Origin of the sequence: Sphingobium sp. KCTC 72723 (assembly GCF_014280435.1) — a bacterium.
Classification (GTDB): domain Bacteria; phylum Pseudomonadota; class Alphaproteobacteria; order Sphingomonadales; family Sphingomonadaceae; genus Sphingobium.
Map to the genome: position 1 here is coordinate 2,658,218 of NZ_CP060388.1, position 13,169 is coordinate 2,671,386.

Annotated in this window: 10 protein-coding genes; 6 read left to right on the plus strand and 4 right to left on the minus strand. The window is 58.8% G+C overall.

Features of this window, described 5'->3' with window-relative positions:
- Positions 1-30 precede the first annotated feature (30 nt).
- The 3 genes from SPBM01_RS13140 to SPBM01_RS13150 all read left to right on the plus strand — a co-directional run bounded on the left by SPBM01_RS13140 (position 31) and on the right by SPBM01_RS13150 (position 2,625).
- Positions 31-165 (plus strand): benenodin family lasso peptide, encoded by a 135-nt coding sequence (locus SPBM01_RS13140; protein WP_119748366.1) that lies wholly within the window; start codon positions 31-33, stop codon positions 163-165.
- A gap of 67 nt (positions 166-232) precedes the next feature.
- Positions 233-877 carry a lasso peptide biosynthesis B2 protein gene (locus tag SPBM01_RS13145; protein WP_223177695.1) on the plus strand — a complete coding sequence of 215 codons (645 nt, stop codon included), beginning with the start codon at positions 233-235 and terminating at the stop codon, positions 875-877.
- Positions 877-2,625, plus strand: a complete 1,749-nt coding sequence (locus SPBM01_RS13150; RefSeq protein WP_262504441.1) for an asparagine synthase C-terminal domain-containing protein — start codon at positions 877-879, stop codon at positions 2,623-2,625. The genes SPBM01_RS13145 and SPBM01_RS13150 overlap by 1 nt, the downstream gene beginning before the upstream one ends.
- A 34-nt stretch (positions 2,626-2,659) precedes the next feature.
- On the opposite strand, the gene SPBM01_RS13155 is transcribed toward SPBM01_RS13150, so the two are convergent.
- The 4 genes from SPBM01_RS13155 to SPBM01_RS13170 all read right to left on the minus strand — a co-directional run bounded on the left by SPBM01_RS13155 (position 2,660) and on the right by SPBM01_RS13170 (position 8,980).
- Entirely contained in the window at positions 2,660-4,723 is a 2,064-nt protein-coding gene (locus SPBM01_RS13155; RefSeq protein ID WP_188062233.1) for an Atxe2 family lasso peptide isopeptidase, read from the minus strand.
- Positions 4,723-7,296: a TonB-dependent receptor gene (locus SPBM01_RS13160; protein WP_188062234.1), complete on the minus strand. Its 2,574-nt coding sequence runs from the start codon at positions 7,294-7,296 to the stop codon at positions 4,723-4,725. The genes SPBM01_RS13155 and SPBM01_RS13160 overlap by 1 nt, the downstream gene beginning before the upstream one ends.
- A gap of 87 nt (positions 7,297-7,383) precedes the next feature.
- On the minus strand, positions 7,384-8,430 hold the full coding sequence (locus SPBM01_RS13165) for a FecR family protein (RefSeq protein WP_188062235.1): 1,047 nt from the start codon (positions 8,428-8,430) through the stop codon (positions 7,384-7,386).
- Positions 8,420-8,980, minus strand: coding sequence for an RNA polymerase sigma factor (locus SPBM01_RS13170; protein WP_188062236.1), 561 nt, complete (start codon positions 8,978-8,980; stop codon positions 8,420-8,422). The genes SPBM01_RS13165 and SPBM01_RS13170 overlap by 11 nt, the downstream gene beginning before the upstream one ends.
- Before the next feature lie 580 nt (positions 8,981-9,560).
- On the opposite strand from SPBM01_RS13170, the gene SPBM01_RS13175 reads away from it, so the two are divergent.
- The 3 genes from SPBM01_RS13175 to SPBM01_RS13185 all read left to right on the plus strand — a co-directional run bounded on the left by SPBM01_RS13175 (position 9,561) and on the right by SPBM01_RS13185 (position 13,022).
- Positions 9,561-9,887: a hypothetical protein gene (locus SPBM01_RS13175; RefSeq protein ID WP_223177696.1), complete on the plus strand. Its 327-nt coding sequence runs from the start codon at positions 9,561-9,563 to the stop codon at positions 9,885-9,887.
- Positions 9,888-10,240: 353 nt separating this feature from the next.
- Complete coding sequence (locus SPBM01_RS13180) at positions 10,241-11,863, plus strand: hypothetical protein (RefSeq protein ID WP_188062238.1); 1,623 nt, start codon at positions 10,241-10,243, stop codon at positions 11,861-11,863.
- 379 nt (positions 11,864-12,242) lie between these two features.
- Positions 12,243-13,022, plus strand: a complete 780-nt coding sequence (locus tag SPBM01_RS13185) for a hypothetical protein (RefSeq protein WP_169573998.1) — start codon at positions 12,243-12,245, stop codon at positions 13,020-13,022.
- The last annotated feature ends 147 nt before the right edge of the window (positions 13,023-13,169 follow it).

Genomic DNA, 13,169 nt, shown 5'->3' on the forward strand with positions numbered 1-13,169 from the left:
AAATAGTGCGGCTTTGTGATGGAGATGAACATGACGAACATCATCGAACATGACGAACTGGTCGTCGATCTGGGCGCTGCCTCGGTGGAGACAAAGGGTGCCGGCGTCGGCAACGCCGACAGTCTGGGCACCGAAATCCGGCAAATGGGCATTGCCGACGACTGATCGTGGAAAGGCGCGCATCCCTGGCGATGCGCGCCTTTCTTCTCGCCACTCAGCAATAGGTGCGAGCATGGCTTACAGGCTTCGCGACGGTCTTCATTTTTGCGTGTCCGACGGCCGCACGATATTCTTCGATGTGCCCGGCGACCGCTATTTCGCGCTCAAACCGGAATGGGACAGCGCCTTTCAAAAATTCTCGCAGGATGAAAAGCCGGTGCCCGAACTCGCGGAGCTGGAGCGCGCGCGCATTCTCATCCGCTGCGATGGCACCTGCGCGCCAATCCGCCCGGCTGCTATCGATAGGGCAACCAGGGATATCTGTTTCAAACCGTCATCGCTCTTTGTCCGCTATGCGATGAGAAGTATCCTCTGCCAGCTTCGTGCAATTGTGTGGCTGCGCCTGTCCAGTTTCGAGGTGATTATCAACCGACTTGGGACGCGCAGTCCGGCCACTACCGCCAACCGCGCGGAGGATTTCATTGCTTTGAGCCAGGCATTTGCTGCGACTGCGCCATTGCGCCCCCGGCATCGCCATTGCCTCTCAAGCTCGATCGCCTATGTCGATATGGTCCGTGCATCTGGCATGGCCGCGACATTGGTGATGGGCGTAAGTGCCCAACCTTTCTCTGCGCATTGCTGGGTGCAGTCCGGCGATACCGTCCTCAATGACCGACTTGAGAATATCCGACCCTTCCAGCCAATTTTTTGCGTCTGATGCTGCGTCAGTTTCTCATATTTTCGAGTTCGGCGCAGGTTGCGCTCGACGGGCTGATCCAGCGAGCGCGGAGCGCGACCGGCCTGCGTCACGCCATCCAGCAACAAGGGCTCGCGATCCTTGTCCGGTCGATCGAGGATGTTCTGATCGTCCCGGGTGGCAGGGGATATATCCTTGGCACCCTGTTTGCAAAATATGGGCCTGCCCGCAGAATAGCGCCTGATGATCCACCATGGATCGAGCCTTTGGCGCAATCTGATCCTATAGGTTCGCTGCGTGACCGCTGCTGGGGTGGATATGTCGCCCTGCTTGCCGATGGCGGCAGTTTCACAATGATGCGGGATCCCTCCGGCGCGATGCCCTGCTATATTATCCCGCTATCGGGTGGCTGGGCAGCGGCGTCCGACATATCTCTCCTCGTGTCCGCCGGTCTTTTGAAGCCGACAATCGCGTGGGATGAAATACCGCGTTATCTCGCTGCAAAAGATTTGCCTGCTGCTACGACGGCGATCCAACATGTTCGGGAAATTTTGCCGGGAACCTGTGAGCGTCTTGCGGACGGGCGGAACAGTGTAACGAGCTTCTGGTCACCTTGGGACCATATATCGCCGGTAGAGCGGCCTGGCGCGGCGGCGATGGAGGAGCGCCTAAAGCGGACTGTGGATCATTGCGTTGCATCATGGGCGTCAACGACAGGCTCTGCGCTTTTGACCCTGTCGGGTGGCCTTGATTCCTCAATTGTCGCTTCGGCTTTGGGAACGAGCAAACGGCCCTTCAGCTGTGTCACGATCAGCACCGGCGATGGGCTTGGGAATGAACGGGACTATGCCCATGCTATGGCCAGCGCTGTCGGTGCTTCGCTGATAGAGGAGGACTATGATCTGGCTGACATCGATCTGTCCATTTCGACTGCGAGACATTTTCCCAAGCCGATTGGCCTGATCCATGAAACCGCTTTTCACGCCGCGGCGATGCGTGTGGCAGGGGTGGCGGAAGCCGATGCGATCTACACCGGCAGTGGTGGAGACAATGTCTTTTACAACAGCAATTCGCTGCGCCCGCTGCTGGATTGCATAAGAGCACGAGGCCTTGGTGCCGACGCCTTGCGAACATTGTATGATATTGCCGGAAAATTGGAGATATCGGCATGGACGGTCTTGTGGCAGGCCGTGCGTCAATATCGACAGCTAAAACGCCCCTATGCCTGGCAGTATAATCTTCAATTCATGACGCGTGAGGCCCGGCAAGATATAATGTCCCGGCCCCTATCCCATCCGTGGCTTGAAGAGCAGGATGGCGCGCGCGCAGGCAAGGTAGGGCATGTCGCTTTTCTGCTGCGCATCCAGAATCACATCGAGGGCTATCTGCGCGCCTTCGACATGCCGCTCATAAATCCGCTCATCTCCCAGCCCATTGTTGAACTGGCGCTTGCAATACCAGGCTGGCACATGGTCGAGGGCGGCCGTGACCGCGCCGTCGCACGCAAGGCCTATCATGATGAATTGCCGCCGATCATCCGGGACCGGCGGCGCAAGGGCAGCCCAAGCAGTTTTGCAATCGCTCTTCTCCGCAGCAAAAGGAAGGAAGTCCGCGACCGCCTGATGGACGGCGAGCTGGTCGCGCGGGGCATGGTTGATGCCGACACTCTAGCCGCAGCATTGGTATCCGATTCCGGCTTAGAGCTGAGCTATATGCGCCTATCGGCTCTGCTCGACATGGAAGCCTGGATCGAACATTGGCGCGGATGATGTAGCGGCTATGTAGCGCGCTGAGCATCTAATCCTATGTCGGCAAATCTATCGCGCCTTGTTTCCAATCTCTCCTCATCTGTGCCCAGCGCGACGCTTCCTCACGCTCGATGCCATCGGCGGGCGTCTTGTCCATCAGCCAGAAATCGAACCATCGTAGATTGCGGCGATAGATGTTCAGACGGTGGCTGGGCTGGCGCTTGATATGGAGTTCGTCCGGGAAGATATAGACATCAACCGGACTATTGGCAGCGCGCAGCGCGCGTACGGCTTCCAGCGTGGGGTAAAGCTCACCATCAGCCACTTGCATGAGAATGGGGAAAGCAACGCGGCTGGCATTGCGGGAAAGCGACATTTGTGACCAGATGGCTGAACCGGCTTCTGGCGAAGCGGGCCAGCCTATGCTTTGATAATGTTGCTGGATGGCGGCACCCAGAAGCCAGGTCTGGGAGGGCTCCCAGCAGCAGCCGCTAATCGATGCAGCCTTGAACATTTGGCTGTGCAGCGCCGCAAATTGCGTCGTTGTCGAGCCGTCACTCAGCCCAGTGATCCCGATCCTGTCCGGATCGACCAGGCCTGCGTCTATCAGTTCCAAGACCTTGGTCTCTATGGTCGACAGAATATTGCGTCGTGCGAAAAAGTCGGCATTTTCGCGCCTCTGCCGTTCAAGTGGGGCAAGATGCTTGGCGGAGACGGGCGATTGGGGGCGCTCGATGTTGAGGACCAGATAGCCTGCCTTTGCGAAAAGCTGGATGGGGAATTCATCGCCCGTGCCCCCGCGCAGAAAACCCCTACTTTCATATTGGGTGATAATCAGCGGATAGCGGCGGCCCGGCTGGAATGTCGGTGGATAGACGAGGTCGCCAAAGCTGGGGATTCCCATCGCGTTGATCCATTGCAGCCGCTCAACTCTACCGCGGATGATCTTTGCATGATCGGGATTGGGCTCGAAGATGGGCCTGCTCTTGCCGTCCTGCAGACTGATCCTGTCTATATATCGGGGCCGGGTCGCGTTTTCGCGCACGCACAGGACATCATCGTCGATGGGTACGCATCCCATGAGCAGGTCGCTCGTCTGGAAAAGGCGGGCAGGATCGGTGTCGCCGCCCTTCCATTCGTAAATGGCAGTGAGGCTTCGGCCCCATCCTTCTCGCCTCACGAACCGGATATGTCCGGCCTGCGTGACCCATGGCTGACCTTCGATGTCGGTGCAGCTGGCGCTGCGACAAAACTGCTCCGCCGTCCCGATCAGCATATGGATCCGGCTCATGCCCTCGGCATCCGCCTTGACATCGACCATTATCGCGCCGTTGCGCAGAGCCGCGGATCGATCGTTGGCGAAGGCGGCGATCTCCGCCTCACTTGCTGGCCCGCGAGCGCTGCCGTCCAGATCCACTCTATAAAAACGATAGGCAGCACCACCGCGCGGAAAGGGCGCGCGCGACGCGAATGGAAAGAAGCGCTCATCGAGCCGGTAGCCCCGCAGCGCTTCCTGGTTCAACTCTTCCGTCGGCGGACCATCCGCGCGCTGCTTGTACACAAGGCTTTTGCCGTCGGCCCCGAAGCGAAAATCGACAATGTCATCTTCTGGCGCTGCGACGGGGCGACTATGGCCCCCCACATCCCAACGCCACAATTGCAACCGATCCTTGACGAGCTTCAGGAAAGCCAGATTTTCTCCGTTTGAAGACCAAAGAGGCGTGATGACCTTGGTGACGCCAGTAGGAAATCCTCGTGTGCCAAAGAAATTATCATAGCGCCAGAAGGCGACGCCGGGTCCCGCGTCGATCAGCGATGCTTGCCCATCCTGGCTGACGATATAGATGCCCGAGCAATAGCTGTTGGACCTCCCGTCGGCCCTTCGCACGGCCACAGCGAGGCGTGATCGATCGGGCGAAAGGGTAAAAACAGGATCGCTTTCCATCCCGCCATTGGAGCCGATATCCAGGGTCTCGATGAGATCGGTGGCCTCTATTGGGCGAGGGGCTCCCGCCGGCCGGCGAACCTCTAACATCTTCGCGCAATCCAGATCCGCAGCTACGACCGGCAGGGCGGCCGTAGCTGCGCCAGCAAGGCTCATCGCGAGGGAGATGAGCATTACCAGGCCTTGGAAAGGGTAAGACTGATGGTGCGCCCGATCGCGGGATAATTTGTCGCATCATAATTGGGCAGGGCGACGCTTGTCGTGCGAATAAGCGACGGCTTCCGATTCAAGATGTTCTGGCTCGCAAGTAGGAATGACCAACCAGCCCAGAGGCCGCTACCTTGAGGCTTCCAACCAATGGTGGCGTCAGCCGAATGAAAGGCTTTGACCCGGTAGGTCGTGCTGGTTCGGCTGTCTTTGGTGCCGCCAAGATAATTATAGGCGATCGCTATGCTTATCTCGCCGCGCTTCCAGCTGGCGCTCGCGCTCCCGCGCCAGTGCGGTGGTCGGAATATGGTGCCGGCCTGTTCGAAGACGGGTTGTCCCGCGCTTAGCTGCTGATCGCTTTTGAGGTAGCTGGCATTGGCTTCAAGCTTGAAATCGCTGCTGCCGGAAAAGAAGGCATAGGCGATCGAACTATCCACCCCCTGAATATGTTGACGGGCGACATTCTGATATCCGGTGTAGACGATCGCAGCAAGGTTTGCAGGATCATAAGCGGTGCCACTTAGATTTTGAACGCCGAGCGGCAGGCTGGCAGTTGCCGCCAATACCTGATCGAGGGTCGGATTGAGAATGATGAGGTCGGCATATTCGTCCCTGAATGCCTGCGAACTGGACGCTATGGGATAGGTTACGCGGTTTTTGTAGCGGACGTCGAAGAAACTGGCCTCGAGTTTCAGACCCGCTATCGATGAAGGCTCCAACTGGACGGTGAATGTAAGGGTCCTGGCCTTTTCAGCCTCCAGCGCCTTTCGACTTCCGTCGATCTGCAGAACATTTTCGTTGGTTGGGGGCGCTGGCAGGTATCGGCTTGAAGCGTACAGCGTCGCCTGCGGAGCAATATTCAATTGGCTGAGCGTCGGCGCCTTGAACGATTTCCCCCACGCGGCCTTGAGCGTCAGATCGGCGATCGGCTGATAGGCAATGCCAAGCTTGGGTGTCGCAAGGCTGCCCATCTTGTCATAGCGTTCATATCGCAACGCGCCGGTGATCTGTAGCGCGTGAATGAGTGGCAATGCATTTGCGCCAGCGATAAGCGGTAGAAACATCTCGCCATAAGCGAATAGAGCGGTCTGCGAGTCTGTATAATTTTGGATGGCAAAGGTTACAGCGGACGTCGTTCTGAAGATCGAGCCATCCAGGCCATTGGCACGCAGTCCGGCCCCCAGCGCGACACGTGCGTCGCCACCTGGTAAGGAAATGAGAGGGCCTTCACTGCTGAACTCTGCTGACCAAAGATCATTCTGGTAGCGCACATCGTTGACGAACAACCGGCTGTTGCCTGAGAAGACTTCCGCCTTGACCCCGCTATCGCTGATAGCGCGCGTGAAGCGGGCGGTCATTTCCCAGTCGGCAGGCAGGTGGAAGGTGAGGGACGGGCTGATGGACCAGCTCTCGACATCCGGGGAGGCGGTGGCGCCGGACTGAATATTGGTGCCGCTGCCATTGGGCAGTGAGAAACTGGATTTACGGCGGATATAATGGGCATCGAGCCCGAACTCCATAACGTCGCCCAAGGATTGATGGCCTGCAACTACAGCGCTCAATTGCTTGTTTGACGGAAATATGGTCATTTCAGGGTTCACGGCGCCATGTGTGTAGGAACGCTGGCCGGCAGAGACGTCGGTCGCCTTGGCGAAATCACCGGCGATCATGATGCCGCCGCTATTCCATCGGCGACCGGTCACCCCGCTATATTGCTGCTGAAACGCCCCGCCATCGGTAGCGCCGCCAATTCTCGCGCTGGTTTCCAGGCCGTCGAAATCGCGGCGGAGGATGATGTTGGCGACGCCGCCGACCGCATCGGAACCATAAAGTGCCGATGCGCCGTCAGCGACAATTTCGACCCGCTCGACTGCGGCCAGCGGGATAGCCGATATGTCGATGCCCTGGCTCACCGCGTCATAGGCAAGCCGATGTCCGTTGAGCAAAGTGAGCGTAGCGTCTGCGCCCAGTCCTCTGAGGTTAAGGGCGGACGACGATGTGACATTTTCCGAACCATTCTGCCGAGCGGACACCACGCCGGGGTTCTGGCCGCCATTATAATTTTGCGGGATGCTCCGTGCGAATGATCCAAGGTCGCTATGGCCGAGCTCGACGATTCTTTCGCGGCTGGCCGATATTACCGGAGATGTTGGCTTCGCGCCGCGAATGCGGGATCCGGTGACCGACAGTTCGATGTCCGTCGCGCTGGTTACCGCCTCGCGCGACGGCGCTTCTCGCCCCCGCAGGGTGATGGTGCGCTCCCTGATGTCAGCGGTGAGGCCCGAAGGCGCGAGGAGGGCGGCTACAGCGTCTTCGAGCGTGTAGGTCCCGGCGAGAGACGGGGCGCGACGACCCTTGAGCGACCGGCCGTCGGCAACGAGTTGATAATCGCTCATCCTGGCTATGGCGCGCAGCGCATCGCCAAGATCCTGCTCAGGCAGATCGTAGCTTTTGGGTGCTTCCTGGGCATGGATCTGGGGAACCAGAATGCACATGGAAAGTGCAACGCCGCTGAGAAGCCCAATTTTACCGATACGCATGAAACTTGCCCCCTTGTTCCGCAGGGCCTCTTATTGAGGCTCAGAACGGAAGACGGGCGCGTGCCTATCTAAAGCTGCAATGCGTCATTATTTTTCGGCGGTGAGCAGCAATATGTCTTTCTGGGTTCGTTCGATCTTGAGGTTGAGAAAGCCGCTCAAGGCTTGGGCAACGCGCTCAATATTGCGGATTTCGATGTCAGCGAAAATCTCGCGCGCGCCCAGGGTCGGCTGGGCCAGAAAGATCTTGGTCTCGCTATAGCTGTTTGCTTCGGCGATGACGTCGCTGATCGGGACATAATCATAGCTCTTCACGCCGCTCACCCATTGCTGCTCTGACGGTTTGGCAGAATTGACGGAAAAATTCGGGATTTGTCCAGCCTTGAGCGTCAATAGCTGGCCGGAATGCAATGTAAGGGCTTTGGGCCGCTCGCGAGAGAAAGTGCGGGGTAGTGTGACATTGACCTCGCCTTCGATGGCATGAACGCGCGTGCCCTCACGGATCGTCATGTCGAACTGGCCGACGCCTGCCGTCACCTCAATGCCGCGCCCATGTACCATAAAGGGCCTTGCCGTCTGGCTGGCAACGGTGAAGCGGGCACGTCCACGCTTGAGTTCGATCGTGCGGCGCTCAGCAGTATATCCGATCAGAACCAACGTGTCGGTATCCAATAAGATAGAGCTGCCATCTTCAAGGCGCTCCGTGCGCACCTCGCCGACCCGTGTCTCCAGCGGCGTGCGCGCCTCGCTCTGCCCGATCAGCGAGGGAGGCCCATCGGTTGAACGCCAAAGCAGAGCCGTTGCCGCAATAAAGCAAAGTGCGATTGACGCGGCGAGGAGACGCTGCGGTTGGCGGCTGTCCACTTTTCGCGTCTGGCGCAGGAGAGGCCTGTGCAAATGCGTTTGGGCCGCGGCTTGGCTTGCCTGCTGCACGGTGTCTACCACGCGCAGATAGGCGAGCTTACCGGAAGGGTTTTCGGCGATCCACACGTCAAACGCACGCTGATGTGGACCTAGCCTGTCGAGATTCCTGGGATCTGGCACATCGTCCGCGTCGGCCATGATCAGCATGGCCCATTCATGGGCATCGCGCGATCCTTCGTGGGGATCATGATCGGCAGGCAGGTCAGTCATCATTCGCCTCGCGATAGGCGGTAACATGGCGAATGGCTTTGACCATCTGTTTCTGCACGACCCAGAGCGGAAGATCGAGCTCTGCTGCAATCGCGACATAGGTCTGCCCTTCGACCCGATTGCGCAGGAAGATATCTAGCGTTTGTGGCGGAAGTTGGTTGAGGATCAGCTTCCAGCGCGCCAGATCCTGCTTTGCCTGCAACTCGCGATGGGTGTCGGATGGGGCAATTGCATACAGGCCATCGTCGAGCGGCTTGGTGCGTTTCGACAACAGGGTGGATCCGCGCTCGACGAAATCGCGCAGCAGGTTCGTCGCGATGCGCGTGAGATAAGCCTGTGGGCTGGCAAGCGCTTGTGCGGGCGCTGCGCGCACGAAACGAGTGAAGCTCTCCTGGGCAAGTTCGTCGGCATCGGCCTGATTGCCAAGCTGGCGCGTGAAGAAGCGCATGAGGCGGGGCTTCTCCCTTGTGTAGAATTCCGGGAAGCTGAACCTGCCGGAATCTCTGATTATGACCGGATCGCGCAGGCGATCCTCGCTTCTGCCCTGGCTCATTCGTCGCACCTATGTCCACTCGGGGCGACGGCCAAAGCCGGATGTTGGAAACCTGTCTTGCGGCAGGCGCATGCGCCTTTACCGTTGCCGGCTGGACATGCGCGCATGCCACCCGGCCCCAGTGAAACTGTGACCGAGCTGCAAGAAAGAGGTTTCCACGCCCCGCTTCCGCGCTTTCAGCGGAAGCGAGGCTACCTTGCCGGATTGGCGGGGCAGCGCAACCCCCTAAGAAGCCCATTATGACGTTTTTACGAAGCGGATTAGCAGCTGAAGGAAGGGGTGGGCGACTGCCCGCTGCGCGGGCATCGCGCTCTTGTCGGCACGGCGTGCCGCCGCGCCGACCGGGCTCGGCTGCGCCGATCCCGGCCCTACGGGCGGTGATCGCTGTCGCAGCGGTGAGGGCAAGGTTTGAAGCGGGGAAGTGCCGAGGGGGAAAGGGGTAGGTAGAACGCGCTGATCCCTCGCGCACGAGAAACAGTATTTTCGCGGGTCCTTGGGAGGGAAGGGGGAACGGGTTGGGGACTGAACCCGATATGCGGAGTGTCCTGCTGTGACCTTGCTACCTGTCCTGCGCCACGCATTGGCGAAATTGATTTTGTGCGTTCAAAACTTGGCGGACGATGACCGTTGCTGCGCCCGGATCGACCGCTATCTCGATACTGTTGACCTGCAGATGATGGCTGGGCCGATCGGCGTGGGCGGCGGCGAGGAAGCTGCGCGGATCAGGCAAGTCGTCGCCAAAATGGAGCCGCTGACCCGTCGTATACTCATTCTAGTCGTCGGGCGAAAAATGAGCGTGGCGGAAGTATCACTGCGTTTTGGGATGCGCGAGGAGCGGGTATGTCGACATTACCGGGCAGCCGTGGGCGAGGTCGCGGCGCGATGCGGCGCGGACGGTGCGAGGTAAATCGTTGGCCCGCCTGCTAAGCACCTCGACGGCGAGGATTGGGACATTCGCGTCTGTCCGCTTCAAATTGAGAATTTAAGGAAGCGGACGTTACCAGCATATGGCTGGCCAACCGTCTCTTGATCGAAATGCGCCTCACGCCGATCATCAACGTAATGATGGTAATAAACAGCTGGGCAGATCCTATCACAAAATCGACATCAAACATGGCGGCCACTTGCCGACCTGCGTGAGGGTACAGCTCTATTTTCCGGCAGATCGTGGTTGAGTGGGCTGGCGCGCGGTGGCCATCCAGAATGCATATCCGGCGAAAGATATGGCTGCTCCGCGCGCTGTGATGCTACGCCTCCAATATGACATTAGACGGCTTCATCACCTTTCTTGGCCTCATCGCTGCGGCGCTGGCAATCGTATCTCCGGTGACGCGGCTGCAATTGTCGATGGCCCGGACCACACTGATCCTGTGGTCGACGATATTCACCCTATCGGTTCTGTATTTCGAGTTTTTCGACCTCATGGCAATGCCTTGCCCGAAATGGACATCACTCTATTGTCCGACCCTTTCGAAGGATGGCCCGGTCACGCCACAGCAAGCAGCCTTTTTGGTTGTATTCCTCTGGCTCGGAGTTCTGGCTTATGCTTGGTTGCGACCGCGACCGAAAGTCGGGTCGCTCCCGGCATTGAGGAGTTTGATCGACCGATTTGCAGAAACAGGGCGCTATGGCGACATCGTCGATCTCGCCAACGATTCGGTCGGACTGGCGGATGACTGTGCGGCGGGTGAGCTCCCCTATCAGGTTCGACGTGCCCGCCTCACAGGTGCCAAGCAGCGGCCGCCGCTCGACCCCGTCCTGATCGGTCTGGAAGAGGAGCAACCGCGAGATCGGCCGCCCCTTTTCTCCGAACTCAGGAACAAAACCGGACGCGCGTTCGCGCGGCTACTTCCGTCGGATGAGAAGATGCGCGAAGCGGCGGATGGCATCCTTCAGACCCTTCTCTCCCGGCGCGCCTTCGTGGACTGGGTCGCGGAGCATCGTCCGCGATTCGGCGCCCGGCTCCTCGGCCTGCGCTCATACAAGGTCGGTGACTATTCAACGCGATTGCTGGGCTGGCTGATTTCCCATCCGGGAAGTGCGCTCTACGACGAGATCCGCAGCAATCAGAATCTCGACCGATGCGGCTACGTGATCCCCGAGCGCAACTGGTTCCTTCATGCGCTGCTGTCTGATGCGCGCGTCGCCGAGAATCTCGAGGCCTACCAGCCGATCGGAGAGCATATGATCGCAGTCCTGCGAGTGGACAATGCGCCTGATTATGTCGAGACGCTCAACCGAGCCTTCGACCATCATTGGGACGACGAAGGACGGTGGCGCGATCCGGTATTCGTCGGGTTGCGCTTCTTCGACATCATGGTGCAGGCCGCCGCCTGTCAGAATGTCCCTTGGCACATGTGGCTCTTCTATACGCACCATGTCGTGGAGCGGCTGGAGGAGATCTACGAGGATGAGGCGGGGAGCGAGGTCTTCGGGGAGTATCCCACTCGCGCCGCGCGGCTTCTGTATATCGCCATGGACAATCTGGCGGACTGGATAGCGCTTGCGGCGGTAGTCGATCCGCAGGGCCATCATCATACGCCGAAATTGGCAACCCTCGTCCATGAGAATGACAATATTCCCAAGTCCGCCGCTCTGGCGGTCGGCATCTGTATGCGGAAGGTGGTCCTTTCCGATCGTCTCGGCGAACCGTTCAAGAGCACACTTCTTGAAGTCGCCATACGCCCATTACGCGACTCGCGCATGCGCAAGGGACACGACATCCTGCGGGCAGTGCTGGTCAAATCGATTGTGGAAGGCGGCATTCTAAGCGGTGGCCCGGACTATCTCGCTCGGTTGCGTCACCTTTACGCCGAAATTGACAAGCCCTGGCATAACGATGTCGAGGACTTTCGTGAGGCGCTGGAGGCTGCTCGCGCCTGAAAGCCGGATCGACTGTTGGGTGCTTCTGCGCGCTGCTGATATGGTGAGCCGTTTTCGTCCTTCCGACGGTAGAATGCCGATTAAAAGACCACCATGTCAGCTGCGTAGAATTGCCGCAGTGGAAGATTTTTGGGGCTTGTGCCGTTACTGGTCCCCGTCCCCCGGTCTTATGTCCGGAACGAGTCTCGTCGCGTCACAGATGTTCAATCATCACGGTTTACCTGTGAGATATCTGGCGAATGTGAAGTTTTTCGGAATCCGCCCGTAATAGGAGGATAACAGAAGAGGAGCCGGCGGGCGGAGCGACCGACCTTATCCTGATTGTCATTTCGGTGGCGAACCGTCAGACATAGCGTTTGACATCGAAAGGGGACGATGGGTGGCGCTGATCGCATTGGAAGAGGCTCGGAAGCAGCCCGGCTTGCTGATCGAGATCCGTGGAACAATAAGCGCAAACATCGCCGCCGATCTGTTGAAAGCTCACAACAAGGCGTTCAGGGCGTGGTGTCGCGCAAACGGTGAACAGCCCCGCGATCTGGTAATTGTCGATAGTGGCACCGGCAGCTACTGGGCAAGGCTGAAGGATGCCGTCGAGGTTGCTGGATTGCTGCAACTGGGGTCGGATGTTCTGCCTGGCTTCATGACGAACTTGGCCTCGATCGTTCATCTGGGGTTCGCCAGCGACCCCTCCGAATTCCATAGTCTTTTCACTGATCTGCTTAAGGCCTATCGCCGGGCAATCACGCACAAAGCGGTTGAGGCGGTTGTCATCAGCGGCCTTGCGATCGAGTCCATCACGATCACGAGCGTCAAGCAGATTGACCAGATCATCGCGAAGGCCACGCTCCAGCGAATTCCCAAGGTCCCGGCGCCATCGGTCGGTCAGCAGGTTGCGCACGCCGAACTTGACTGGAAATTCCCCACAGGACTGCGTGGTCATGGCTTCAAGCGTCACGGGACGGTGAGACTGTTCGACGGCACTGTCTATGTCAGATTAGAAGGGATGCAGGGTACGATGCTGCCTGCGCATGGTCGGCAGGTGCATGAGCTGGGAGACGGGCTCAGCTACGCTTTTGAGGGGCACACGCTTACGAACGACGCCAAAGAGACCATTGGTTATGTGATTGAACTCGCTGAACCTGCCTCGCTATGGGGATAGAATACCGATCGTGAGGCGCTTCCTTCTCCCTGACCGCGACGATTAGCGTGCTCAGCCTGACGAAAAATGCTTCGCTGCCTTCGCGAACAGGTGGCAAAATCTGCCGATCCCGCTATCGTACTTCTACGGGACCGATTTGCTGGCAAG